This window comes from Stenotrophomonas sp. HITSZ_GD (assembly GCF_029543105.1).
Taxonomy (GTDB): domain Bacteria; phylum Pseudomonadota; class Gammaproteobacteria; order Xanthomonadales; family Xanthomonadaceae; genus Stenotrophomonas_A.
In genome coordinates this window covers 1-24529 of sequence record NZ_JARQXB010000022.1, presented here as the reverse complement: position 1 = coordinate 24529, position 24529 = coordinate 1, and the positions used below count along the sequence as shown (strand labels likewise).

The following is a 24529-nucleotide window of genomic DNA, read 5'->3' as shown; positions in this document are numbered from 1 at the left end:
GGTTCAACGTCCGTTGTCGCGGGCGGCCGGTTCGCCGGCGGCCTGGTAGGGCAGGTGCAGGCGCACGCGGGTGCCCGCGCCTGGTGCCGATTCTATCGTCAGCGTGCCGCCGGCGGTCTGGGCGCGTTCGCGCATCACCACCAGCCCCAGGCCGCGCGGGGCTTCGGGCTCGAAGCCGTCGCCGTCGTCGTGGACCTCCAGGTACAACCCGCCGCGTTCGTGGTCACGCAGCAGCAGGTTGACCTCGCCGGCGCTGGCGTGGCGCAGCACGTTGGTCAGGCTTTCCTGGGCGATGCGGAAGCACGCCTGCTCGATCTCGTTGCTCGGGCGCTGGCGCAGCGCGTGGATGTCCATCTCCAGCCGCTGCGGCTTGCCGCGGAACAGCGTGGAGGCCTGCCAGCGCAGCGCGGCCTCCAGGCCGAGGGCATCCAGTTGTGGGGGGCGCAGCAGCATGGAGAGGTTGCGCAGCTTGGTCACGGTGGTGTCGGCCAGGTCGACGATCTCCTGCAGGTTGTCGCGCCTCGCCTCCGCCTCGTCCTCTTCCATCGCCGCGTGGGCCGAGAGCTTCATCGCGGTGATGGCCTGGCCGATGTCGTCGTGCAGGTCGCGCGAGATGGCGCGGCGCTCGTCCTCCTGCAGCGAGAACAGGCGCTTGGCCATCGCCTGCAGCTCGTGGTTGCTGGCGGCCAGGGCGTCGCGCATGCGCTCGGGGTCGCTGAGGTCGCGTACCACCATCAGCTGGCAGTCGCGGCCGCCGTAGCGCACCGCGCCGATCGACAACCCGGCCTGGAACTGGCTCTGGTCGCGCCGGCGCATGCGCCGGGCCGGCGAGAATTCGGCGCACGGGATGTCGGCGGCGAGCTGGTCGCGCACCAGCGGCAGGTCGGCGTCAGCCACCAAGGCCGAGAGCGGTTCGCCCAGCAGCGATTCGCCGGCATAGCCGAACTGCCCCGCGCAGGCGGGGTTGGCGTACATCACGCGCTCCTCGGAGAGGATCATCACGCCATCGGGCAGCACCCGCACCAGCTCGCGGAATTGCTCCTCACGCTCGCGCAGCAGGCGGCGGGATTGTTCGCGCTCGGTCACGTCCTGCAAGGTGCCGTGCACCCGGCGGCGGCCATCCGGCGCGGTGCCGCTCTCGGCGCGCAGGTGCGCCATGCGCGCCTGGCCATCGCCGGCGATCAGCGGCAGCAGCACGTCGATCTGCACCGTGCCGGTGCCGCACATGTCATCGATCAGGCGGTCGATGCGCACCTGGGTGACCAGGTCCACGCCGATCAGCAGTTCCTCGAAGCGGTGCCAGCGCTGGGCCTCGGGCCGCGGACGGGCGAGGATGCGGTAGACCTCCGGCGAGAAGCGGCCCATGCCGGTGGTCGGGTCCAGCTCCCACGAGCCCAGCCGGGCCACGCTCTGCGCTTCTTCCAGCAGTTGCAGCAGCTCGGCGCGCTGGCGCTCGGCGCGGCGTTCGGCGCTGCGGTCGATCGCCACCACCAGCCGCGCCTGGCCGCCGGGCACGGCCAGCGGGCTGCTGCGCACTTCGACGTCGCGCAGGCCCTCGCGGGTCACCAGCGGCTCGGTGAGCACGCAGTTCTCCTCGGGCAGCGCGCGCAGGTGTTCGATCACCTCGTGGAAGCGGGCCTGCTCGCTGGCCGGCCATACCGCGTCCAGGCGCAGGGCGAGGAATTGCTCGCGGGTGTGGCCGAAGAAGCTCAGCGCGGCGGGGTTGGCGTCGAGGATGCGCAGGGTCTGCAGGTCATACGCCCACACCGGCACGGGCAGAGCATGGAATTTCTCGTGCAGCGCGGCGATGGCGTGGGTGAGGGTGTCGTGCTCGCTGCACAGCGCGTTGGCCAGCCGGCGCAGGCCGTAGTGCAGCAGCAGGGCCGAGACGACCACCAGCACCGCGCCGTCCAGGCCGAGCAGGCGGTGGAACTGCGCCGCATCGGGGCGCGCCAGGCGGATCAGGGTGTCGCCGGCCAGCAGCCAGGTCAGGCCGAGGGCGAGGTAGGCGCCGGTCAGCGCCCAGATGCCGGTGCGCAGGCGCCGCGCCAGCCGTTGGCCGGATAGCGACGGGGGCGGTGCGGGTTGGCTGCGATCGTCGGGCATGGGGGCGAGGGCGCCAGCGGGCATCGCCCCATCTTAGTGCGTCCGTCACGGTTTGCGGGCGGCTGGCCCGCGGCCGGCGGGCGCCCGCCTCAACTATTTCCCGGGACGGCCGTTAACCATCACGTCCCCCCCGTCCCCCGGGGGCCAGAGAAGCGGAGCTTCCCAGCGTGGATCCAGGCGTCATCGCAAGCTTGCTGCAGCATCCACTCACCTCCGCGGTGGTGGTGCTCGATCCGCATGGGCGTCCGCTGGCGGCGAATGCGGCCGCGCAATCGCTCGGCTTGCCGGCGACGCTGGCCTTGTACGTGGAGCAACTGGCCGACAACCGCGAGCGCCTGCGCCGCGAAGGCGGCATGGTTGCCTGCGTGCTGCCCAGCGGCAGCGGCCAGTGGGATGGCTGGCTGCGCGGCGTGCGCGACGAACACGGCGAGCTGATCGCCTTCACCCTGAGCATTCCCGAACCGGCCGGCGCGGTGGCCAGCCGCTGGGAGATCGGCCTGGACAGCGCCGAGCACGGGCTGTGGGACTGGGACATCGCCGCCGACATCGTGTACCGCTCCGAGCGCTGGAAACGCATGCTCGGCTACGACGAGCAGACCCTGCCGGCCAACCTGGCCGCGCTGTCGGAGCTGATGCACCCGGAAGACCACCCGCGTGTCAGTGCCGCCGTGCACGCGCACCTGGCCGGCGAGACGGAGAGCTACACCGCCGAGTTCCGCCTGCGCCAGCGCGATGGCGAATGGCGCTGGATTCTCGACCGCGGCCGCGTGGTCTCGCGCTCGGCCGACGGCCGGCCGTTGCGCATGCTCGGCACGCATACCGACATCCACGAGCACAAGTTGCTCGAACAGCAGCTGCGCGAGCAACAGGCGCAGCTGGAAGAGGCGCAGCGCATCGCCAGCATGGGCAGCTGGAGCTGGGATTGCCGGCGCGACCGGCTGTGGCTGTCGGAGGATTTCGCCGGGCAGCTGGCGTTGCCCGAACCGCCGCCGCGCCGCGCGCGCGGCGTGCTGCGCCAGCTCGGCGCCGAGGCCCGCGCGACCCTGCGCACCGCCTGGCGCCGCCTGCGCAAGTTCGGCGAGCCGCTGCATTTCGAATTGGAACTGGGCGTGGCCGGGCAACCGCCGCAGCACCTGCGCGTGTGGGCGCAGCCGGTGTTCGACGGCGACGGCATCCTGCAGCGGCTGGTCGGCCAGGTGCAGAACGTCACCGAGCAGCGCCAGACCGACGCGCTGATCCGCTGGCGCACCGAACTGCTCAACCGCGTCTCGGCGCTGGGCCGCATCGGCGGCTGCGAGATCGAGGTCGATACCCGGCGCATGCAATGGACCGAGGAGTGCTACCGCATCCACGGCCTGCGCAAGGAGCCGATCACCCTGGAGCAGGCGCTCTCGCTGTACACCCAGGATTCGCGCGACACCTTCGAGGCCGCGCTGCTGCGCATCGCCGATGGCGGGCTGCCCGAGCAGCTGGAGCTTTGCTTCTACCGCAACTCCGGCCAGCGCGTCTGGGTGCAGGTGCTGATCGAGCTGGACCGCCGCGAAGGCCTGCCGCCGCGCTTCGTGGTCCTGTTCCGCGACATCAGCCGCGAGCGCGAGGCCAACGAGCGCATCGAGCTGCTGGCCCATTACGACCGGCTCACCGGCCTGCCCAACCGCTTCCTGTTGCGCGAGCGCGCCGAGGAGGCCATGGCCGAGGCACGCGAGCGCGGCCAGACCCTGGCGATGCTGCTCATCGACCTGGACGGCTTCAAGAGCATCAACGATTCCTTCGGCCATGCCACCGGCGACACGCTGCTCAAGCTGGCCTCCACGCGGCTGCACCAGCAGCTGCGCAACAGCGACCTGTTCGGCCGCTTCAGCGACGACGAGTTCGTGGTGGTGCTGCGCGACCTGGCCGAGCCGGAGGACGCCGGCCACGTGGCGCGCAAGCTGCTGGGCGCGCTGACCGAGCCGCTGCGCAAGGACCACATCACGCTCAAGGTCAGCGCCAGCATCGGCATTGCCCTGCAGGCGCCGGACCTGGAGGATTTCGATAACCTGCTGCGCGCCTCCGATGCGGCGATGTACGCGGCCAAGGAATCCGGGCGCAACACCTTCCATTACTACAGCCAGGACGTGCTGCTGCGTGCGCAGCGCCGCCTGGAGCTGGAACACGCGCTGCACGGCGCGCTGGACCGCGAGGAATTCTCGCTGGTGTACCAGCCGCTGGTGCCCACGGCGGGCGAGAGCGCCCCGGCGATCGAGGCGCTGCTGCGCTGGCACCGCCCGGGGCACGGCTTCTGCAGCCCGGCCGAGTTCATTCCCATCGCCGAGGAATGCGGCGAGATCGTGCGCCTGGGCGACTGGGTGCTGGGCGAGGCCTGCCGCCAGGCGGTGCTGTGGGACGAGATGGGCCTGCAGTTCAGCCGCATCGCGGTGAACGTCTCGGCCGTGCAGCTGCGCGACCGCGGCTTTGCCGAACGCGTGCTGGAGATATGCCGCGCCAACGGCTGGTTGCCGCAACGGCTGGAGCTGGAGCTGACCGAGTCGGCGCTGATCCGCGACAGCGAGGCGCTGCGCCGCTGCTTCGACCTGTTCGAGCAGAACGGCGTGCTGCTGGCGGTGGACGACTTCGGCACCGGCTTCTCGAACCTGCACTACCTCAACCGCTTCCCGGTGCAGCGATTGAAGATCGACCGCAGCTTCGTGCAGGGCATGCTGGCCGACGCCAACACCGCCGAGGTGACCCAGGCCATCGTGCACCTGGGCCACGCGCTGGGCATGCAGGTGGTGGCCGAAGGCGTGGAGACCGTGCAGGAGGACGCGCTGCTGCGCCAGCAGGGTTGCGACGAGATCCAGGGCTACTTCTACTCGCGGCCCCTGGCGCCGCGCGACCTGGCGCAGTGGCTGCGCGAGGCCGAAGTGGGCGGCCGGTTGGGGCAGCGGTTGACGCTGGCCACGGGCTGAGGCTGGGGCGCGCATGCGACGAGATGAAACCCCCTCTTCGGAGGGGATTTCTTTTTGCGCGGTATCCGGCGCGACAATGACGGCCATGCACCGTACCGATCTCGTCCGCCAGATGGCGGCCTACAACCAGTGGATGAACGACAAGCTGCTGCTGGCCGCCGCCCGGCTCGATCCGGCGGCGCTGGTCGCCGACCGGCGGGCGTTCTTCGGCTCGATCCTGCGCACCCTCCACCATCTGGTCATCGCCGACACGATCTGGCTGCAGCGCTTCGCGCGGCATCCGGCCGCGCATGCCGCGCTCGACCCGGTGCGCGCCATGCCCGCGCCGGATTTCTCCGATCTGGATCGCTTCGCCGACTTACCGACGCTGGCGGCGCATCGCCGCTGGCTGGATGGATTGATCGTCGCGTGGGCCGCTTCCATCGGCGAACCGGATCTGGACGTGGTGCTGCACTACGCGAACTCGCGTGGCGTGGAGGCCGACAAGAACTTCTTCGGCCTGCTGGCGCACTTCTTCAACCACCAGACCCATCATCGCGGGCAGGTGACGACGCTACTCTCGCAGGCGGGCGTGGATGTCGGGGTAACAGACCTGCTGGTGCTATTGCCGGAGCAGGGACAGGGGCAGGGCTGAGCGCGCTTTCGGTGGGCGCTCAGCCTTCGATCGCGCTGCCGAACGCCAGGGCGGTGGCCTTGCGGTCGCCGATCAACGCGCCGCGCATGCGGGCTTCGGTCAGCGGGCGGATGATCCACGTCGCGTCGACCTTTCCGCTGCCGGCCTGCAGCATGGCGATCGCAAGGAAGTAGCTGGGCCCCGGTCCGACGCAATACCAGAACGCGTCGCCGCCATACGGGTCGTCGCGGAAGGCAAGCTCCCATACTGGATCCCAACGGCGCACGCTGGAGGGTGCTTGGTAGATCTTCACTACCTTCAGTGCGGCGCCACTGATGGGGCCAAGTTCTGTCTGGAACATCTGGCGCGCGATGCTCTGGCGCAGTTCCTGCTCGATGCGCTTTTTTCTGAACCGCCGGAAATACCCGCCGGCGACGGCGATCAATGCAAGAAATAGAAAGCCTGTCAACGATGCCCCCTGCGGCCCCTGCATCCCGGCCCATCATATCCGCGTGGCGGGGGTGCGGCGCCACGCCGGCGCAGGCTGGGATGCCCTCAACCCGGCAGCAGGTCGTCCCCGGTCAATCCGAGATCCCACGCGAGATGCGCCAACAGCGGATCGTGTTCCGGTGCCTGCGTGGGGAGCGCCTGCGCCAGCCGCACCAGTTCGCGGCGCGCGGCGGATTCCAGCTGCGCGAAGGCCGCGTGGGTCGTGCCGGGAGAGGGCGAGGGGCGGCTGGGGTCGGTCATGGCAAGGCGAGCGGGCGAGGGCGATGGGGCTGGAACGCGAAACCCCGGCCGGAGCCGGGGTTGTGCGAGGACGCGGGACGAATCAGAACAACTCGACCGTGCCGGCGCCCATGCTCTGCTGCGACACCGGCTTGTGCGGCGGGCGCTCCCACTCGCTGCGCATCTCGCGCAGGCGGCTGCCCACGCGCTGCAGGGCCTGGATCAGGTCGCCGTCGAGCACGCCGCCGTTGCGGTGCAGGAGTTCCTGCAGGGCGACGGCTTCGCGGTTGATGGCGGTCAGGCGGTCCAGGTGGGTGTGCACGCCGCTGAGGGTCTGGGTGGCGATGTCCTCGAACTGCAGGGCGCGCACGGCCTCGGCGACGCTGCCGTCGATGGCGCGGGCACACTCGGAAATCTCGCGCATGCCTTCGCCCAGCGACGCGTTGATGGCGGCGACGTTCTCCAGCATGGCGGCCGATTCGTGGCGGGCTTCGCGCGAGCGGTCCTGGTGGCGCGAGGCCATGTGCGAGACGGTCTCGCGCACCTTGGCGATGGCGTCCTTGGAGCTGTGCGCCAGCTTGCGGATCTGCTCGTTGAAGGTGGTGGAGCGCTCGGAGAGGTTGCGCACCTCGTCGGCGACCACCGCGAAGCCGCGGCCGGCCTCGCCGGCGCGGGCCGCTTCGATGGCGGCGTTGAGCGCGAGCAGGTTGGTCTGGTCGGCGATGGACTTGACGTCCTCCAGCAGGGCGAAGATGCCGTCCAGGTGCTGGGCCATCTCGTCGATGTGGTGCACGGTGGTGTTGCTCTGGCCGCTGACCTGCTCCAGGGCTTCGACCAGCTGTTCCATGCGCGAGCTGGCGTGCTGGGCGAAGCGGGCCACGTCCACGCCGGCGCCGCCGTCTTCACCGGCGCGGTCGACGATCCGGGCCAGGGCCAGGCTCTGCTGGCGCGACTTGCGGTTCATGGCCTCGAAGCTGCTGCCCAGGCCGGAGACGGCCTGGCGGATCAGTTCGCGGGCACGCTCCACTTCGGCGCGCGAGCCCTCCACTTCGTTGCTGACGAAGCTGCGCAGTTCGGTGAGCAGCTGGTCCTGTTCGCGCAGCACGCGCGACTGGTCGGGATGGCGCCGCGCCTGCGACCACACGTTCCAGGCGGCAAAGCCCAGCCAGCTCAGGGTGAGCGTGACCAGGATGGCCCAGCGCACGAAGCCGGGCCAGTCCAGCGCCACGGCGAGCGGGAACAGCAGGGTCAGGGCCAGCGGTGCGGCCATACGGATAAGGGGGCGTGAATACATGGGCGTTCTCGGCAGAATCACGATTGCTGTATCGGCCGTACCCCCCGGGTCTTTAGCTGTGCTTGCTCGGCAAGCACTGACCACGCTCGTGTACGCATTCACGAAACCACCGGTTTCGCCGGCGTAAGCGCGCGGGCGGCGTGTGGATGTTCGGGGCTATCGCGCGGCGGGCGGGGGCCAGTCCCGCTCGGGGGCGTCGGGCGACATGGACGTCGCCCGACGAGCCCCGCAGGGATGCGGTTGTTGGCGTCCCCCGAGCGGGACTGGCCCCCGCCCGCCGCGCGATAGCCCCGAACGACCCCGGAAAAAGCAAAAGCCGTGGCGTGCCACGGCTTCCGTATGTGCGGATTTGCCCGGCAGGGATCAGCGCAGGCTTCTGTCCACCGCCTCGATCATCGCGCGCTTGCCGAATACGAAGTCCCACAGGCTGCCGCCCATCTGCCGCCACAACACGGCCGAGCGCACGGCGGCCAGCAGCAGCGCGCGGATCTCGGCCACCACGCTCGCCTGGCCCAGGTAATGCGGATTGCCTTGCACCATCACGCGCGGCTTGAGGTGGCTGATGGTGTCGGCGTACAGGCCGCCGATGGCCGCCAGCACGTCCGGGTGGCCGCTGTCGCCCAGCCCGCGCGCTTGCTGCTCGGCCCGGGCGATGCCCGTGGAGACGGCGGCCACGGTGGCGGCGTCGCGCACGAAGCGGCGTTCCAGCTGCAGCACGGCTAGCGCCAGGCGGGGAAGCACGTCGTCCTGGCCCTGGTTGCGGAAATAGTTGTGCAGCAGGCGCAGGCCCGGGGCGACCTGGTGGCGGTTGCCGTACACCGCCTCCGGCGAGTCGGCATCGATGCGGAACACGCTGTCCATCGCGGTGCGCACGCTGGCCGCTTCGGAGTGGCCGGTTTCGGCGATGCGCCGCACCTGCTGCAGGGCCTGGGCCAGGCCGGCCAGGGCCAGCACGCGGTTGTCCATCGGGGCGGTCATCGAGCCGATACCTCTGTTGCGTGGAAAGAAGAAGCCTGCGCCTGTGGCGCGTCCGTGGAGGCGATCACTGCGCCGCCCAAGCATTCGTCGCCGTCATACAGCACCAGCGATTGCCCGGGGGTGACCGCGCGCTGCGGGCGTGCGAAGCGCACGTCCACGCAGCCGTCCTCGCGGACCTCTACCGTGCACGGTTCGTCGGGCTGGCGGTAGCGGGTTTGCGCAGTGCAGTCGAAACGACGGGCCGGCGGGGCGCCGGCGATCCAGTGCGCGGTTTCCGAGCGCAACGTGGTGGACATCAGCCAAGGGCTCTCGCGGTCCTGGTCCACGTACAACACGTTGTTCGCCACGTTCTTGCCGACCACGTACCACGGCGCGGCGGCACGCCCGCGCACGCCGCCGATGTTCAGGCCCTCGCGCTGGCCCAGGGTGAAATAGAACACGCCCGGGTGCTCGGCGATGCGCACGCCGTGCGGGTCGCGGATCTCGCCGGCCTTGGCCGGCAGGTAGCGGCCGAGGAACTCGCGGAAGTCGCGCTCGCCGATGAAGCAGATGCCGGTGGAGTCCTTCTTGGCGTGCGTGGGCAGGCCGGCCTCGCGGGCGAGGCGGCGCAGCTCGGGCTTGTGCAGCTCGCCGATCGGGAACAGCGTGGCGGCCAGCTGCGCCTGCCCGAGCTGGTGCAGGAAGTAGCTCTGGTCCTTGCCGGTGTCCACGCCGCGCAACAGGCGCCAACGCCCGCCCTCGTGGGCCACCCGGGCGTAGTGGCCGGTGGCGATGCGCTCGGCGCCCAGCTCGCGCGCCGCGTCCAGGAAATGCTTGAACTTCACTTCGCGGTTGCACAGCACGTCCGGGTTGGGGGTGCGGCCGGCGGCGTACTCGGCCAGGAAGTGCGCGAACACGCCCTGCCAGTATTCGCTGGAGAAATCGCGGAAGTGGAACGGGATGCCGAGCCGGCCGCAGACCGATACCGCGTCGCGGCGGTCGTCCTCGGCGCGGCAGTCGCCGCTGCCGTCGTCGGCCCAGTTCTGCATGAACAGCCCGGCCACCGCTTCGCCCTGCTGCACCAGGCGCCACGCGGCGACGGAGGAATCCACGCCGCCGGACACGCCGACGACGATGCGCGGGCCGCCGCTCACAGCGCCCGCACCAGCGACAGCGGATGGCGCTGCCCGCCGAGGTAGTCGGCGACCACTTGCCACACCAGCGGGCTGCGCAGGCGCGCGGGGTCGGCGCGTAGTTCCTCCGGCGTCATCCACGGCGCGGCGAGGATGCCCTCGTCCAGCGGGCGGGAAGGATCGTGCGCCACCGGCTCGGCGGCGAAGGCGAAGCGCAGGTAGGGCTCGCCGTCCGGGGCGGTCCACTGGTAGCAGCCGATGAAGGCGGTCAGGCGCACGTCCCAGCCGGTTTCCTCGCGCGTCTCGCGCACGGCGGCCTCCTGCAGCGTCTCGCCCGGTTCGAGGTGGCCGGCGGGCTGGTTGATCACCTCGCGGCCGGCGATGCGCTCGACCACCTGCAGCAGGCGGCCATCGCGCACCACGACGGTGGCCACGGTGACGTGCGGGGCGGGCGGGCGGGCGCTGGCCATCAGAAGCGGTCCTGGCCCGGGGTGAGTTGGGCTTCCATCGCATCGGCCGCGCGCGTGGTCGCCTCGATGGCGTCCGACAGCGAGGCGCCGGCCAGGTCCGCCGGCACGCGGGTGACGTAGATCGCCGTGCCGTCCTGGCGCACCCAGGCACCGAGGATGTTTTCCTGCCCGTCCTGCAGCAGCCGGTTGGCGATCTCGCCCGGCAGGCTGTCGCCCTTGGCCTGGTAGGCCGGGGACCAGATCTCGCGGATCTCCAGCTGGCCGAAGCGTTCGGTGTGCGAGCGCACGTAGGTCACCTGCTGGCGGCCGCCGTCCAGCGCGAACAGCAGGCGGTAGTCGCCGTCGGCGTCGACCTGCGGTTCGAGCCCGAGCGCGCGCAGCCGCTGGCCGAGCGCGGCATCGGCACCGCTGGCCTGGACACTGGCGGGCGCGGCGGCGTGCGTGTCGGCGGGCGGGGCGGCGAACAGCGGCGGGCAGATCGATGCCGCCAGCAATGCTGCGGCGGCCGGCAGGCGCTTCATCGGGCTTGAATTCCGGGGGAAGGCCCGAATTGTGCGGGGCGGGACGTGAATCGTCCATTCCATCCGCCCCCGCACCTATAATGTCGCGATGCCCCGCAAGCCCTCACAAGAACACGACCACGGCGTACTGGTCGAGACCGGCCGCCCCGAAGTCGCCCCGCCGCCGCGCTACCAGGTCCTGCTGCTCAACGACGACTACACCCCGATGGATTTCGTGGTGACCGTCCTGCAGCAGTTCTTCTCGATGGACCTGGAAAAAGCCACCCAGGTGATGCTGCACGTGCATACGCGTGGCCGTGGCGTGTGCGGCGTCTATACCCGCGAGGTGGCCGAATCCAAGGTCGCCCAGGTCAACGAATTCTCGCGCATGAACCAGCATCCGCTGCTGTGCACGATGGAGCAGACCTGAGCCCGGCGCGGGCGTCCCATGGCTGCAACGCTGTGGCCTCGTTCCCGTACTAACGCCGCGTGAACATGGCCCTCCGATAGGGTTGTGGAAAATCCAGCCCGAAGCCGCATATTGTTGGCATCAGCCGTCGGAGCTTCCCCATGTTCAGCAAAGACCTCGAGCAAACCATCGGCCAGTGCTACAAGCGGGCCCGCGAAGCGCGTCATGAGTTCATGACCGTCGAGCACCTGCTGTTGGCGCTGCTGGATAACCCGTCCGCCCAGGCCGTCCTGAAGGCCTGCGGCGCCGATGTCGGCCGCCTGCGCGGCGACCTGGAGCAGGCGATCGAGGCTTCGGTCTCGCGCCTGGCCGAGGACGACGGGCGCGACACCCAGCCCACCCTGGGCTTCCAGCGCGTGCTGCAGCGCGCCGTGTACCACGTGCAGTCCTCCGGCAAGAAGGAGGTCACCGGCGCCAACGTGCTGGTCGCCATCTTCGGCGAGAAGGATTCCCACGCGGTCTACTTCCTCAACCAGCAGGACATCACCCGGCTGGACATCGTCAACTACCTCTCGCACGGCATCGCCAAGATGGGCGAGGAGGGCGAGGGCCAGGCCTCCGGCGAAGCCGAGGGCAAGGGCGAGGCCGGGGAGGGCGAGGGCAAGGGCGACGCCCTGACCGAGTTCGCCAGCAACCTCAACGAGGCGGCCCGTGCCGGCCGCATCGACCCGCTGGTGGGCCGCGCCGACGAGATCGAGCGCACCATCCAGGTGCTGTGCCGCCGCCGCAAGAACAACCCGCTCTACGTGGGCGAGGCCGGCGTGGGCAAGACCGCCATCGCCGAGGGCCTGGCCAAGCGCATCGTCGAAGGCGCGGTGCCCGAGGTGCTGGCCGACGCGGTGATCTACTCGCTCGACCTCGGCGCCCTGGTCGCTGGCACCAAGTACCGCGGTGATTTCGAGAAGCGCCTGAAGAGCGTGCTGACCGCGCTGAAGAAGGTGCCCAACGCGGTGCTGTTCATCGACGAGATCCACACCATCATCGGCGCCGGCTCGGCGTCCGGTGGCACCATGGATGCCTCCAACCTCATCAAGCCGGCACTGGCGTCGGGCGAGCTGCGCTGCATCGGCTCGACCACGTTCCAGGAATACCGCGGCATCTTCGAAAAGGACCGCGCGCTGGCGCGGCGCTTCCAGAAGATCGACATCGTCGAGCCGACCGTGGGCGAGGCCTTCCAGATCCTGCAGGGCCTCAAGCCCCGCTACGAGGCGCACCACGGCGTGACCTACGCCGACGACGCGCTGCAGGCGGCGGTGGACCTGTCGGTCAAGCACATCGGCGACCGCCTGCTGCCTGACAAGGCCATCGACGTCATCGACGAGGCCGGCGCCCGCCAGCGCCTGCTGCCGGAAGGCGAGCGCAAGGAGCTGATCGACATCGAGGAGATCGAGACCATCGTCGCCAAGATGGCCCGCATCCCCGCCAAGCAGGTGAGCGCGACCGACAAGGACGTGCTGCAGCACCTGGAGCGCAACCTGAAGATGGTGATCTTCGGCCAGGACCCGGCCATCGAGACGCTGGCCTCGGCCATCAAGCTCTCGCGCTCGGGCCTGGGCAATCCGGAAAAGCCGATCGGCAACTTCCTCTTCGCCGGCCCCACCGGCGTGGGCAAGACCGAGGTGACCCGCCAGCTCGCGCTGCAGCTGGGCATCGAGCTGGTGCGCTTTGACATGAGCGAGTACATGGAGCCGCATTCGGTGAGCCGCCTGATCGGCGCGCCTCCGGGCTACGTGGGCTTCGACCAGGGCGGCCTGCTGACCGAGAAGATCGTCAAGACCCCGCACTGCGTGCTGCTGCTGGACGAGGTGGAGAAGGCCCACCCGGACATCTTCAACATCCTGCTGCAGGTCATGGACCGCGGCATCCTGACCGACACCAACGGTCGCGAGGCCAACTTCAAGAACGTGATCCTGGTGATGACGACCAATGCCGGCGCGGCGCAGGCCTCGCGGCGCACGATCGGCTTCACCAAGCAGGATCACTCCACCGACGCGATGGAGACGATCCGCCGCAGCTTCACGCCGGAATTCCGCAACCGCCTCGATGCGGTGGTGCAGTTCCAGCCGCTGGGCTTCGACCACATCCTGCGCGTGGTGGACAAGTTCCTGATCGAGCTGGAAGCGCTGCTGCAGGAGAAGCACGTCAGCCTGGCGACCACGCCGACCGCGCGCGACTGGCTGGCCCAGCATGGCTTCGACCCGCTGATGGGTGCGCGGCCGATGTCGCGGGTCATCCAGGACAAGATCAAGCGTCCGCTGGCCGACGAGCTGCTGTTCGGCAAGCTGGTCAACGGCGGCAAGGTCAGCATCGACGTCAAGGACGGCGAACTGGTCGTGGAAACGCAGGCCGAGCCGGAGCGCCTGCTCCCGGCCACGGTGGAATAACGGGCACGACAAAACCGGCGGAGTGTGGGGCACTTCGCCGGTTCGAGGGTTTCACCACGAAGGGCGGCCATGGGTCGCCCTTTGTCTTGGTCGCGTCGCGGCGAAGGCCGCGCCTACGGGCCGGGTGAAGGCGGTGCCGTCACTTCATGCGGTAGGTGATGCGGCCCTTGGTCAGGTCGTACGGGGTCATCTCAACCTTGACCCGGTCGCCCGTCAGGATGCGGATGTAGTTCTTGCGCATGCGGCCGGAGATGTGCGCGATGATCTCGTGCCCGTTCTCCAGCTTGACCCGGAAAGTGGTGTTCGGCAGCGTCTCGCTGACAGTGCCTTCGAATTCGATGGAATCGTCTTTCGACATGTAATCCTGCGGTTCGGGGATGGCCCTTCGAGGACCCTAAGGGCGAGGATTTTACGCTCCTCGGCCCACGGGTGCAAAGTTTGCGTTAAACATTCGCGTGCACAGGGGCCGGGGTGATCCGCCGTGCGGCGCCCATCGCCGCTTCGGGCGGGCCGCAACGGCCGGCCACTCAGCTGGCGCCGGCCGCCAGCGCCGCCGCCGGCCGCTCGCCGAACCGCGTCGTCCATTCACCCTCCAGCCCCGGTTGCGCCACCAGCGCGCGCACCTGCGCCATGAACGCCTGCCGCGGCAGATGCGTGGCGCCCAGGCTCAGCAGGTGGGGGTTTTCGACCTGCGCGTCGATCAGCGGGCAGCCCTGTTCGTGCAGGAAGCCCGTCAAGGCGGCCAGTGCCACCTTCGAGCCGCCGCTGCGCGCGCTGAACATGCTCTCGCCGAAGAACATGCGCCCGATCGCCACGCCGTAGAGGCCGCCGGCGAGCGTGTCGTCCTCCCACACCTCGACCGAATGCGCGTGGCCGAGCCGGTGCAGCGCGGCGTAGGCCTGGCGCATCTGCGGGACGATCCAGGTACCGTCCTGCCCGGGACGCGGGGCGGTGGCGCAGGCCGCCACCACGGCGTCGAAGGCGGTGTCGGCGCGGATCACCCACGCGCTGCGCCGCAGCTCGCGGCGCAGGCGCGAGGACAGGCGGAAGGTCGCGGTGTCGAAGGTCATCCGCGGGTCGGGCGACCACCACAGGATCGGCTGCCCGCGCGAGAACCACGGGAAGATGCCGTGCGCGTAGGCGTTGAGCAGCCGCGCCGGGCTGAGGTCGCCGCCCACCGCGAGCAGGCCGTCGGGATCGCGCAGGGCCTGCTCGACCGGCGGGAAGGGTGCCCGCGGGTCGGCATCGAGCAGGGCGGGGTGTCGCGGCACGCCGCTCACGCCGGGTCGCGGAAGGGCGAGTGGGCGCGCAACTCGTGCATGTAGCGTCGCACCGAGGCGCGCTCCTCCGCGCACCACTGGGCCAGTGGCTCGCGAAAGCCGGGGTCGGCGATCCAGTGCCGGCTGCGGACCTGCGTGGGCAGGAATCCGCGGGCGATCTTGTGCTCGCCTTGCGCACCCGGTTCGAAGCGCTGCAGCCCCTCGCGCAGGCAGTATTCGATGCCTTGGTAGTAGCAGGCCTCGAAATGCAGGCCGGGCAGGGCTTCGCCGCCCCAGTAGCGGCCATAGAGCGTGTCGGTGCCGCGCAGGCACAGCGCGCCGGCCAGCGGCACGCCGTCGCGTTCGGCCAGGAAGATCACCAGCGCGCGCGGCATCGCGCGCGCCAGGTGCTGGAGGAATTCGAGCGTGAGCGCCGGCGAGTTGCCGTATTCGTGGAAGGTCTTGAGGTAGAAGCGGTGCATGGCCGCCAGGTCGACCGCGCTGGCCTCGTCGCCGTGCACGGTGCGCAGCGTGATGCCGGCCTGGCGCACCTTGTTGCGCTCCTGGCGGATGTTCTTGCGGTGCTTGTGGTCCATCGCCGCGAGGAAGGCGTCGAAGTCGTGCCATTCCGGCTGCCGCTGCCAGTGGTACTGCACGTCATGGCGCAGCAGCCACGCGGCCTCGTGCGCCTCGAACAGCGCTTCCTCGGCCGCTTCGTGGAAATTGACGTGGGCCGAGGACAGGCCGTTGTCCTCCACCAGGGCGACCATGCCGTCGAGCAACTGGCGCGCGGCGTGCGCGTCGCGCGCCAGCAGGCGCGGGCCGGTCACCGGCGAGTAGGGCACGGCGCCCAGCCACTTGGGGAAATACTCCTGCCCATAGCGCGCGTAGGCGTGCGCCCAGGCATGGTCGAACACGAACTCGCCGTGCGAGTTGTTCTTCAGGTAGCCCGGGGCGGCGGCGATGAGTTCGGCGCCGTCCCACACGGTCAGGTGCAGCGGGCTCCAGCCCCATTCCGGACGCAGGCAGCCCTCGGTTTCCAGGCCGCTGAGGAAGGCGTGGCGGACGAACGGATTGCGTCCGTCGTGCAGCGCGTCCCAGGCAGCCGCCGGCAGATCTTCCAGCCGGCGGTAGCCACGCACCTCGGCGGCCATCGCCGGCTCAGTCGGCGTGGTCGAGGAAGCGCTCGGCGTCGAGCGCGGCCATGCAGCCGAAACCGGCCGAGGTGATCGCCTGGCGGTAGTGCTGGTCGGCCACGTCGCCGGCCGCGAACACGCCCTCCACGGAGGTCTCGGTGGCGTTGCCGCCCAGGCCCGAGCGGATCTCCAGGTAGCCGTTGTTCATCGCCAGCTGGCCATCGAACAACTGCGTGTTGGGGTGGTGGCCGATCGCCACGAAGAAGCCGTGCACGGGGATGTCGCGGGTGCTGCCGTCCTGCACGGACTTCACGCGCACGCCGGTCACGCCGGCGTCGTTGCCCAGCACCTCGTCCACGGTGTGGTGCCACACCGGCTCGATCTTGCCGGCCTTGACCTTCTCGAACAGCTTGTCCTGCATGATCTTTTCCGCACGCAGCGTGTCGCGGCGGTGGATCAGGTAGACCTTGCGGGCGATGTTGGACAGGTACAGCGCCTCTTCCACGGCGGTGTTGCCGCCGCCGATGACCGCCACGTCCTGGTCGCGGTAGAAGAAGCCATCGCAGGTGGCGCAGGCGGACACGCCGCGGCCCTTGAAGGTCTCCTCCGACGGGATGCCCAGGTACTTGGCGGTGGCGCCGGTGGCGATGATCAGCGCGTCACAGGTGTAGGTGGCGCTGTCGCCGGTCAGCGTGAAGGGGCGCTTGGACAGGTCCGCGGTATGGATGTGGTCGAAGATGACCTCGGTCTCGAAGCGCTCGGCATGCGCCTGCATGCGCGCCATCAGGTCCGGGCCCATCAGGCCGTGGGCATCGCCCGGCCAGTTGTCCACCTCGGTGGTGGTCATCAGCTGGCCGCCCTGCTGCAGGCCGGTGACGACGACGGGCTTGAGGTTGGCGCGCGCGGCATACACCGCGGCGGTCCAGCCAGCGGGGCCGGAGCCGAGGATCAGGAGGCGGGAATGCTTGGCGGAACTGCTCGGAGAAACGCTCATATATACTCGCGATCGGAAAGATATGCCGGCACGATCGTCGCTGGTGACGTTCGTTCCGCAGGGGGCATAGAGTGGCGATGCGCCACCCTCGAATCAAGGCGAACCGGTGGAACTGCGTGGCCCACGGCGCGCGCGCGGGCAGGGCGGGCGAGCGCGGCGGCCCGTGCGGCCGCGTGCCGGGGCGTCCTGTGCGCGGGCGCAGGCCCGCACCGCCGGCCGCAGGCTGATTCCTGGCGCCGGCTCGTTTATTATCAAGTACTAAGGTTACCTTCCTAAGGTCTGGAGTCAGGTGGCAAAACAGGTTCCCGAACGTGGCGCGGCCGCCGACACCAAGGCGGCGCGCAAGCCCGTGCCCACGGACAACGCACGCCGGCAGCGCCTGTGGCGCGACCTGGCGCTGATCGCCATCGCGCCGCTGCTGCTGTACCTGCTGGCGAGTCTTTTCACCTATTCGGCCGGTGATCCGGGTTGGTCGCAGACCGGTAGCGTGGTGGCGCCGATCCACAACATGGGCGGCAAGGCCGGCGCGTGGATTGCCGACGTGCTGCTGCAGCTGTTCGGCTACGTCGCCTTCCTGCTGCCGTTGATCCTCGGCGCGGTGGCGTGGATCGCGCTGTTCGGCATGGAGAAGGAAGGGCAGGGCGAGCCGGAACTCGGCCCGGCGCTGCGCCTGGTGGGCATGGTCGGCTTCCTGATCGCCTCCACCGGCTTCCTGCACCTGCGCCTGTTCTCCGGCGACGTGGCCCAGGCGGGCGGCATCCTGGGCAAGCTGGTCGCCAATTCGCTGCGCGCCGGCTTCGGCCCGCTGGGCAGCAACCTGTTCGTGGTGGTGCTGCTGCTGATCTCCATCACCCTGGCCACCGGGCTGTCCTGGTTCGCGGTGATGGAGCGCATCGGCAAGTGGGTGCTGGCCTTGCCGCCGCTGCTGCGCAAGAGCGGCAAGCAGGCCAACGAGTGGCAGCAGACCCGCGCCATGCGCGAGGAACGCGAGGAAGTGCGCAAGGTCGAGGCGGTGAAGCAGGCCAAGCGCGAGCCGGTGAAGATCGAGCCGCCGCCGGCCCCCGTGGTGGAGAAGAGCGAGCGCGCCAAGCGCGAGCAGCAGATTCCGATGTTCCATGGCGTCAACGGCGATGGCTCGGACCTGCCGCCGCTGGCGCTGCTGGACGATCCCAAGCCGCAGGCCAAGGGCTACTCCGAAGAAACGCTGGAGACGCTTTCGCGGCAGATCGAATTCAAGCTCAAGGATTTCCGCATCGATGCGCAGGTGGTGGGCGCCTATCCGGGCCCGGTGATCACCCGCTTCGAGATCGAACCGGCGCCGGGCGTGAAGGTCAGCCAGATCAGCTCGCTGGACAAGGACATCGCGCGCGGGCTGTCGGTGAAGTCGGTGCGCGTGGTGGACGTGATCCCGGGCAAGTCGGTGGTCGGCCTGGAGATCCCGAACGTCAGCCGCGAGATGATCTTCCTCTCCGAACTGTTGCGCTCGAAGGAATACGACAAGTCCGCCAGTCCGCTCACGCTGGCGCTGGGCAAGGACATCGCCGGCCGCCCGACGGTGGCGGACCTGGCGCGCATGCCGCACCTGCTGGTGGCCGGCACCACCGGCTCGGGCAAGTCGGTGGCGGTCAACGCGATGGTGCTGAGCCTGCTGTACAAGGCCTCGCACAAGGACCTGCGGATGTTGATGATCGACCCGAAGATGCTCGAACTGAGCGTCTACCAGGGCATCCCGCACCTGCTGGCCCCGGTCGTGACCGACATGAAGGAGGCCGCCAACGGCCTGCGCTGGTGCGTGGCGGAGATGGAACGCCGCTACAAGCTGATGAGCGCGGTGGGCGTGCGCAACCTGGCCGGCTTCAACAAGAAGGTCAAGGACGCCATCGACGCCGGGCAGCCGCTGATGGACCCGCTGTTCAAGCCGAACCCGGAGCTGGGCGAGGCGCCGCGCCCGCTGGAGACGCTGCCGTTCATCGTCATCTTCATCGACGAATTCGCCGACATGATGATGATCGTCGGCAAGAAGGTCGAAGAGCTGATCGCACGGTTGGCGCAGAAGGCGCGCGCGGCCGGCATCCACCTGATCCTGGCCACGCAGCGCCCCTCGGTGGACGTGATCACCGGCCTGATCAAGGCCAACATCCCGACCCGCATCGCCTTCCAGGTCAGCTCGAAGATCGATTCGCGCACCATCCTGGACCAGTCCGGTGCCGAGACCCTGCTCGGCCACGGCGACATGCTCTACCTGCCGCCCGGTACCGCGATGCCCGACCGCGTGCACGGCGCCTTCGTCAGCGACGAGGAAGTGCATCGCGTGGTCGAACACCTCAAGGCGAGCAGCCCGCCGTCCTATATCGACGGCGTGCTCGACGAGGTGCAGACGATGGGCGATGGCGTGGTGGTCGGCGCGACCGGCCTGCCGGAGAGCAGCGGCGGGGCGGGCGACGAATCCGACCCGCTGTACGACGAGGCCCTGCGCATCGTCACCGAGACGCGCCGCGCCTCGATCTCCGGTGTGCAGCGCCGCCTGAAGATCGGCTACAACCGTGCCGCGCGCCTGATCGAGGCGATGGAAGCGGCCGGCGTGGTCAGCGCGCCTGAACACAACGGGGATCGCAGCGTCCTGGCGCCGCCGCCGCCGAAGTAAGCTGGCACCGTCGCCGCGCCCCCACGGCGCGGCCTGGCCGGCGGCCCGGGCCGCCCTGCGGAGGTGTGGGTGTCGCGTCTGGTCCTGTGTCTGTTGTGCCTGAGCCTGCTGTGCGCCCCGCGCGCCTTCGCCCAGTCCGCTCCGCGCGCGGCCTCCACCGCGCCCTCCGTGCCCGCCGGCCAGGCGCAGGCCGAAAACAACTTCAGCTTCCTGCGCTATCGCGCCGACTACGAAGTGCGCGAGGACTTCAGCAGCGTCGAGACCGACACCTACGACATCCTGCTCAAGACCAAATCGGCGGTGGAGCATTTCAGCCAGGTGCGGCTGAGCTACAGCGAGAAGATGCAGACCCTGGAGGTGCTGGAGGCCTACACCACCACCGCCGAGGGCGAACGGCAGGACGTGCCGGCCGACCGCATCTACACCCAGGAAAGCTACTCCAGCGCCGCGGCGGCGATGTACGCCGACCGCAAGGTGCGGGTGATCGTGTTCCCGAACCTCGCCCCCGGCGCGCGCATCACCTACGTGGTGCGGCGTACCCAGAACACCCCGTACTTCCCCGGCTACTTCAGCCTTTGGGAAACCTTCAGCGTGTTTTCCCAGTACGACGACGCGGTGGTGACGCTCACCGCGCCCGAACGCATGCCGATGAAGGTGTGGTCGCGCGACGTGCAGCCGGTGCGCGGCAAGGCCGGCAAGGGCCAGGCGCGATGGGAATGGCGCTACAGCCGCCCGCAGCCGCTGAAGGCGCAGAACTGGAGCGCGGCGGCGTGGGAGTTCAGCCCCACCATCATGGCCAGCACCTACCAGGACTGGGCGCAAATGGGCCTGGCGTACCACGCCAAGGCCGGCGAGGCGGCGGCGGTGACGCCGAAGATCCAGTTCCTGGCCGACCGCGTCACCAGCGGCATCACCGACCGCCGTGCGCAGGCGGCCGCGCTGTACGACTGGGTGGCGCGCAACATCCGCTATGTCGCCGTGTACCTCGGCAACGGCGGGCTGGAGCCGAACCCGGCCGAACACATCGCCGACAGCCAGTACGGCGACTGCAAGGACCACACCGTCATCCTCGAAGCGCTGCTGGCAGCCAAGGGCATCGCCAGCACGCCGGTGCTGATCGGCGCCGACGGCGGGCCGACCTTGCCGCGCATCCCGGTACTGGGCCGCTTCAACCACGCCATCACCTACCTGCCGGAGTTCGACCTCTACGTCGATTCCACCAATCCCTACGCACGCTTCGGCCAGTTGCCGGCCTCCGACCTCGGCGCGCCGGTGGTACACAGCGCCGACGGCCGGGTGGCGCGCACGCCGCCCAACGACCGCAGCCGCAACCGCTACGTCGCGCGCAGCGAGTACGACTTCCACGCCGATGGCGGGCTGGAAGGCCAGACCACGCTGGACAGCGGGCAGACCGGCGAGGTCGGCATGCGCGCGATGTTCACCCAGCTCAACGCGCAGAACCGCCGGCGCATCGAGGAGTCGATCATCGCCCAGGCCGGGTTCGATGGCCGCGGCGAGCTGGAGCTGCAAGGCGACCCGCTCGACCTCTCCGCACCGTTTGCCTACCGCTACCGGTTCCAGGCCAACGATTACGTGGATTTCAACCAGGTCGGGGGCATGCGCCTGCCGGACATGCCCGGCGCCGAATCGGCGCGCGATCTGTACGCCACCGCCTCGGCGGAAACCAACGAGGTGCCGTTCTACTGCAACGACAGCGTGCGCGAGGAGACCTACGTGATGGTGTTCCCGCCGGACGTGCCGATCGCCGCGCTGCCGCGCAGCGCTACCTTCCGCAACCACGCCGGCGAATACAGCGTGGACTGGCGCCGCGACGGGCAGACCGTGACCGCCACGCACCGGCTGGTGCGCCACGCCATCCACGGCCCGCAGGCGCTGTGCCAGCCGCAGGACTACGCCGCCTTCCGCGAGCTGTTCCAGCAGGTGCGGCGCGGCTTCCGCGGGCAGGTGGTGTACGGCGACCTGCGCAGCGTGCAGACGGGGCAGGCCGCGAACTGAACGGGCGCCGCCGGCGCGCTCGCCCGTTCATCCGCTTGGCGGCAGAATGACGCCCTCACTTCCACGGATCGACTCCCGATGCTGCGCACGCTGCGTTATGCCGTCCTCGCCACCGGCCTGCTGGCCGGCACCGCCTTCGCCGGTGCCCGTGCCGAACTGGACAACTTCACCCGCGGCCTGAAGGGCCTGGACGGGCAGTTCTCGCAGCAGGTGTTCGACCCGGCCGGCAAGGTCAAGGAAACCACCAGCGGCCGCGTCGCGCTGTCGGCGCCGCGCCAGTTCCGCTGGGAGTACACCAAGCCGTACCAGCAGCTGATCGTGGCCGACGGCAAGAAGGTGTGGATCTACGACCCCGACCTGCAGCAGGCCACCGTGCGCCCGCAGGGCGAGGAAGAACGCAACAGCCCGCTGAGCGCGCTGATCGATCCCTCGCGTCTGGCCAAGCAATTCGACATCAGCGAGGAAGCCGCGCCGCGTGACGGCCTGCAGTGGCTCTCGCTCACGCCGAAGGTGGGCGCCGATGCCACCTTCCAGATCGCCGCGCTGGGCTTCGGCCCCAATGGCCTGGCGCGCATGGAAGTGACCGATGCGATCGGCCAGCGCACCGCGATCCGCTTCGAAGGCTGGAAGCGCAATCCGGCCTTCGCGCCCGGCACGTTCCAGTTCACGCCGGCCAAGGGCGTGGACGTCGTCGGCGAGTAAGCCGGCAGGGCAGCGCTGCCGCGCCGGCGGGCGCGGTGGCCCCGCGCGCCGTGAACTTCGGGTCGCGGCCCGCGCCCACGAGTAGAATGAAGGCGTGGCCCGTACCAGAACCCCGACCGAACCCGCGCCCGACCTGCTGAGCGTCGACCAGGACCACCTGCGTCCGCTGGCCGAGCGCATGCGCCCGCAGAGCCTGGACGAGATGGTCGGCCAGCGCCGGCTGCTGGCGCCGGGCAGCGCACTGCGCCGGGCAGTGGAGTCGGGCAAGGTGCACTCGATGATCCTGTGGGGGCCGCCGGGTTGCGGCAAGACCACGCTGGCGCTGCTGCTGGCCCAGTACGCCGATGCCGAGTTCCGCGCCATCTCCGCCGTGCTGTCCGGCTTGCCGGAGGTGCGCCAGGTGTTGGCCGAGGCCGCCCAGCGCTTTGCCGGCGGCCGCCGAACCGTGCTGTTCGTCGACGAGGTGCACCGCTTCAACAAGACCCAGCAGGATGCCTTCCTGCCGCATATCGAGCGCGGCACGATCATCTTCGTGGGCGCCACCACCGAGAACCCCTCGTTCGAACTGAACTCCGCGCTGCTTTCGCGTTGCCGCGTGCACGTGATGGAAGCCGTCTCCCCGGCGGACATCCGCGAAGCGCTGCGACGCGCGCTGCAGGACCCCGTGCGCGGCCTGGGCGAGGACCCGCCGCGCATCAGCGACGAATTGCTGCTGGAGATCGCCACCGCTGCCGACGGCGACGTGCGCCGCGCGCTCACGCTGCTGGAGATCGCCGCCGAACTGGCGCAGGACGAGGGGGGTGAAATCACGCCCGGCACGCTCGCACAGGTGCTGGCGGACCGCACCCGTCGCTTCGACAAGGGCGGCGAGCAGTTCTACGACCAGATCTCGGCGCTGCACAAGTCGGTGCGCAGCTCCAACCCGGACGCCGCGCTGTACTGGCTGACGCGCATGCTCGACGGCGGCTGCGATCCGGCCTATCTCGCCCGGCGGCTGACGCGCATGGCGATCGAGGACATCGGTCTGGCCGACCCGCGCGCGCAGCAGATGGCGCTGGAGGCGTGGGAAATCTACGACCGCCTCGGCAGCCCCGAGGGCGAGCTGGCGTTCGCGCAGGTCGTGCTGTACATGGCCAGCACGGCTAAGTCGAACGCTGGCTATGCCGCCTTCAACCAGGCCAAGGCCGACGTGCGCGCGACCGGTACGCAGGAAGTGCCGCTGCACCTGCGCAACGCGCCGACCAAGCTGATGAAGTCGCTCGGCTATGGCGCCGAGTACCAGTACGACCACGACGCCGAAGGCGGCATCGCGCTGGACCAGACCGGCTTTCCCGACGCCATGGGCGAGCGGGTGTACTACGAACCGGTGCCGCGCGGGCTGGAGATCAAGCTCAAGGACAAGCTGGACCGCTTGCGCGAGGCGAGGGCGGCGGCGCGGGCTGACAAGGGCGGCCGCGCGAAGCCATAATCGGCGCACAGGAGATGGCATTCCTCCTCGAACCGCCCGCATGCGTGGGCTGATGATGCCTGCCAGGCCCCCGCCGGGGCGGCAGGTGTGCGTCCCGGCATCGACCCGAAGGGAGAACCCGATGCTGTTGCCGTTGCGTGTCGTGCAGATGCCGCTTCCACCGCGGAGGCGTCCATGAATCCTTCTCTGTTCTGGCCCTCGTTGCTGCTGGCCATGGCCGGGGGCGCGCTAGGTTCGGGCCTGCGCTTTGCCATTGGTGCGAGCTTGCTGCAGCGCTTCGGCGCGGGGTTCCCGTGGGGGACGTTGACGGTGAACCTTCTGGGGTCGTTTGTCGCCGGGTTTCTGATGGTGTGGCTGGAGGGGCGCGGGTCGGCGGCCTGGGCTTGGCGGGCGCTGCTGATCGTCGGCTTGATGGGTGGGTTGACCACCTTCTCCTCGCTGATGATGGAATGCCTGGTGTTCGCGCGCACGGATCGCTCGATGATGGTGGGGGTGTATCTCGCGATCACGCTGGTGGCGGGGTTGGTGCTGGTGTTTCTCGGTGCGCGGGTGGGGAGGGTTTTTTCGTAGGCGCGCTGTTTGTTGTGTGGCGGATGTTTGGGTTGACTTACGGTGCGGGCACCGGTCTGCCGGGTATGGTCGTCACGGCTCAGCAGACATCCATGTCCGATTCGCCGCCGCGGGCCATCCATGGCCCGCTGACGCCC

At 69.7% G+C, this 24529-nt stretch carries 21 protein-coding genes and 1 riboswitch; of the genes, 9 read left to right on the top strand and 12 right to left on the bottom strand.

Features of this window, described 5'->3' with window-relative positions; genetic code table 11:
* Positions 1-3: 3 nt before the first annotated feature.
* The gene (locus P6166_RS16005; RefSeq protein ID WP_277765435.1) at positions 4-2106 is read right to left on the bottom strand and encodes a PAS domain S-box protein; all 2103 of its coding nucleotides are present in this window, start codon (positions 2104-2106) and stop codon (positions 4-6) included.
* A gap of 167 nt (positions 2107-2273) precedes the next feature.
* On the opposite strand from P6166_RS16005, the gene P6166_RS16000 reads away from it, so the two are divergent.
* On the top strand, positions 2274-5054 hold the full coding sequence (locus tag P6166_RS16000; RefSeq protein WP_277765434.1) for an EAL domain-containing protein: 2781 nt from the start codon (positions 2274-2276) through the stop codon (positions 5052-5054).
* Between the two features lie 85 nt (positions 5055-5139).
* Positions 5140-5688: a DinB family protein gene (locus P6166_RS15995; protein WP_277765433.1), complete on the top strand. Its 549-nt coding sequence runs from the start codon at positions 5140-5142 to the stop codon at positions 5686-5688.
* A 19-nt stretch (positions 5689-5707) separates the two neighbouring features.
* Here the strand turns inward: P6166_RS15995 and P6166_RS15990 are convergent, their stop codons facing one another.
* The 7 genes from P6166_RS15990 to P6166_RS15960 form a co-directional block, all read right to left on the bottom strand.
* Positions 5708-6160 (bottom strand): hypothetical protein, encoded by a 453-nt coding sequence (locus P6166_RS15990; RefSeq protein WP_277765432.1) that lies wholly within the window; start codon positions 6158-6160, stop codon positions 5708-5710.
* Positions 6161-6222: 62 nt separating this feature from the next.
* Positions 6223-6417 (bottom strand): hypothetical protein, encoded by a 195-nt coding sequence (locus tag P6166_RS15985; protein ID WP_277765431.1) that lies wholly within the window; start codon positions 6415-6417, stop codon positions 6223-6225.
* 82 nt (positions 6418-6499) lie between these two features.
* A complete protein-coding gene (locus P6166_RS15980; protein ID WP_130320016.1) occupies positions 6500-7690 on the bottom strand; it encodes a methyl-accepting chemotaxis protein in 1191 nt (396 codons plus the stop codon).
* Positions 7691-8053: 363 nt separating this feature from the next.
* A complete protein-coding gene (hflD, locus tag P6166_RS15975; RefSeq protein ID WP_277765430.1) occupies positions 8054-8668 on the bottom strand; it encodes a high frequency lysogenization protein HflD in 615 nt (204 codons plus the stop codon).
* Entirely contained in the window at positions 8665-9801 is a 1137-nt protein-coding gene (gene mnmA / locus P6166_RS15970; RefSeq protein ID WP_277765429.1) for a tRNA 2-thiouridine(34) synthase MnmA, read from the bottom strand. Before mnmA ends, hflD begins: the two co-directional genes overlap by 4 nt.
* Positions 9798-10250: an NUDIX hydrolase gene (locus P6166_RS15965; RefSeq protein ID WP_277765428.1), complete on the bottom strand. Its 453-nt coding sequence runs from the start codon at positions 10248-10250 to the stop codon at positions 9798-9800. Before P6166_RS15965 ends, mnmA begins: the two co-directional genes overlap by 4 nt.
* Positions 10250-10771: a hypothetical protein gene (locus P6166_RS15960; protein ID WP_277765427.1), complete on the bottom strand. Its 522-nt coding sequence runs from the start codon at positions 10769-10771 to the stop codon at positions 10250-10252. Before P6166_RS15960 ends, P6166_RS15965 begins: the two co-directional genes overlap by 1 nt.
* An 88-nt stretch (positions 10772-10859) precedes the next feature.
* Here P6166_RS15960 and clpS point away from each other — a divergent pair, with 88 nt between their 5' ends.
* Both clpS and clpA read left to right on the top strand, forming a co-directional pair.
* Positions 10860-11180, top strand: a complete 321-nt coding sequence (gene clpS / locus P6166_RS15955; RefSeq protein WP_130320011.1) for an ATP-dependent Clp protease adapter ClpS — start codon at positions 10860-10862, stop codon at positions 11178-11180.
* 140 nt (positions 11181-11320) lie between these two features.
* Positions 11321-13603, top strand: coding sequence for an ATP-dependent Clp protease ATP-binding subunit ClpA (gene clpA / locus P6166_RS15950; RefSeq protein ID WP_277765426.1), 2283 nt, complete (start codon positions 11321-11323; stop codon positions 13601-13603).
* Positions 13604-13742: 139 nt separating this feature from the next.
* On the opposite strand, the gene infA is transcribed toward clpA, so the two are convergent.
* The 4 genes from infA to trxB all read right to left on the bottom strand — a co-directional run bounded on the left by infA (position 13743) and on the right by trxB (position 16992).
* Positions 13743-13961 carry a translation initiation factor IF-1 gene (gene infA / locus P6166_RS15945; protein WP_004425677.1) on the bottom strand — a complete coding sequence of 73 codons (219 nt, stop codon included), beginning with the start codon at positions 13959-13961 and terminating at the stop codon, positions 13743-13745.
* Between the two features lie 169 nt (positions 13962-14130).
* On the bottom strand, positions 14131-14874 hold the full coding sequence (gene aat, locus P6166_RS15940) for a leucyl/phenylalanyl-tRNA--protein transferase (RefSeq protein WP_277765425.1): 744 nt from the start codon (positions 14872-14874) through the stop codon (positions 14131-14133).
* A 5-nt stretch (positions 14875-14879) separates the two neighbouring features.
* Entirely contained in the window at positions 14880-16016 is a 1137-nt protein-coding gene (locus P6166_RS15935) for a GNAT family N-acetyltransferase (RefSeq protein WP_277765424.1), read from the bottom strand.
* A 7-nt stretch (positions 16017-16023) separates the two neighbouring features.
* Positions 16024-16992, bottom strand: coding sequence for a thioredoxin-disulfide reductase (gene trxB / locus P6166_RS15930; RefSeq protein WP_277765423.1), 969 nt, complete (start codon positions 16990-16992; stop codon positions 16024-16026).
* A 289-nt stretch (positions 16993-17281) separates the two neighbouring features.
* On the opposite strand from trxB, the gene P6166_RS15925 reads away from it, so the two are divergent.
* The 5 genes from P6166_RS15925 to crcB all read left to right on the top strand — a co-directional run bounded on the left by P6166_RS15925 (position 17282) and on the right by crcB (position 24392).
* On the top strand, positions 17282-19636 hold the full coding sequence (locus P6166_RS15925) for a DNA translocase FtsK (protein ID WP_277765422.1): 2355 nt from the start codon (positions 17282-17284) through the stop codon (positions 19634-19636).
* Positions 19637-19714: 78 nt separating this feature from the next.
* Entirely contained in the window at positions 19715-21652 is a 1938-nt protein-coding gene (locus tag P6166_RS15920; protein WP_277765453.1) for a DUF3857 domain-containing transglutaminase family protein, read from the top strand.
* 78 nt (positions 21653-21730) lie between these two features.
* Entirely contained in the window at positions 21731-22354 is a 624-nt protein-coding gene (lolA, locus tag P6166_RS15915) for an outer membrane lipoprotein chaperone LolA (RefSeq protein ID WP_277765421.1), read from the top strand.
* 178 nt (positions 22355-22532) lie between these two features.
* Complete coding sequence (locus P6166_RS15910) at positions 22533-23822, top strand: replication-associated recombination protein A (protein ID WP_277765452.1); 1290 nt, start codon at positions 22533-22535, stop codon at positions 23820-23822.
* Position 23823: 1 nt separating this feature from the next.
* Positions 23824-23891: riboswitch (Fluoride riboswitch) on the top strand.
* A gap of 105 nt (positions 23892-23996) precedes the next feature.
* Positions 23997-24392 (top strand): fluoride efflux transporter CrcB, encoded by a 396-nt coding sequence (gene crcB, locus P6166_RS15905; protein WP_277765420.1) that lies wholly within the window; start codon positions 23997-23999, stop codon positions 24390-24392.
* Positions 24393-24529: the final 137 nt, after the last annotated feature.

Excerpts from the sequence above, each read along its gene's own strand:
- P6166_RS16005 (WP_277765435.1), bottom strand. The coding sequence starts at position 2,106 with ATGCCCGACGATCGCAGCCAACCCGCACCGCCCCCGTCGCTATCCGGC.
- P6166_RS15995 (WP_277765433.1), top strand. The coding sequence starts at position 5,140 with ATGCACCGTACCGATCTCGTCCGCCAGATGGCGGCCTACAACCAGTGG.
- P6166_RS15990 (WP_277765432.1), bottom strand. The coding sequence starts at position 6,160 with ATGCAGGGGCCGCAGGGGGCATCGTTGACAGGCTTTCTATTTCTTGCA.
- P6166_RS15985 (WP_277765431.1), bottom strand. The coding sequence starts at position 6,417 with ATGACCGACCCCAGCCGCCCCTCGCCCTCTCCCGGCACGACCCACGCG.
- P6166_RS15980 (WP_130320016.1), bottom strand. The coding sequence starts at position 7,690 with ATGTATTCACGCCCCCTTATCCGTATGGCCGCACCGCTGGCCCTGACC.
- hflD (WP_277765430.1), bottom strand. The coding sequence starts at position 8,668 with ATGACCGCCCCGATGGACAACCGCGTGCTGGCCCTGGCCGGCCTGGCC.
- P6166_RS15965 (WP_277765428.1), bottom strand. The coding sequence starts at position 10,250 with ATGGCCAGCGCCCGCCCGCCCGCCCCGCACGTCACCGTGGCCACCGTC.
- P6166_RS15960 (WP_277765427.1), bottom strand. The coding sequence starts at position 10,771 with ATGAAGCGCCTGCCGGCCGCCGCAGCATTGCTGGCGGCATCGATCTGC.
- clpS (WP_130320011.1), top strand. The coding sequence starts at position 10,860 with ATGCCCCGCAAGCCCTCACAAGAACACGACCACGGCGTACTGGTCGAG.
- clpA (WP_277765426.1), top strand. The coding sequence starts at position 11,321 with ATGTTCAGCAAAGACCTCGAGCAAACCATCGGCCAGTGCTACAAGCGG.
- infA (WP_004425677.1), bottom strand. The coding sequence starts at position 13,961 with ATGTCGAAAGACGATTCCATCGAATTCGAAGGCACTGTCAGCGAGACG.
- P6166_RS15935 (WP_277765424.1), bottom strand. The coding sequence starts at position 16,016 with ATGGCCGCCGAGGTGCGTGGCTACCGCCGGCTGGAAGATCTGCCGGCG.
- trxB (WP_277765423.1), bottom strand. The coding sequence starts at position 16,992 with ATGAGCGTTTCTCCGAGCAGTTCCGCCAAGCATTCCCGCCTCCTGATC.
- lolA (WP_277765421.1), top strand. The coding sequence starts at position 21,731 with ATGCTGCGCACGCTGCGTTATGCCGTCCTCGCCACCGGCCTGCTGGCC.
- P6166_RS15910 (WP_277765452.1), top strand. The coding sequence starts at position 22,533 with ATGCGCCCGCAGAGCCTGGACGAGATGGTCGGCCAGCGCCGGCTGCTG.
- crcB (WP_277765420.1), top strand. The coding sequence starts at position 23,997 with ATGAATCCTTCTCTGTTCTGGCCCTCGTTGCTGCTGGCCATGGCCGGG.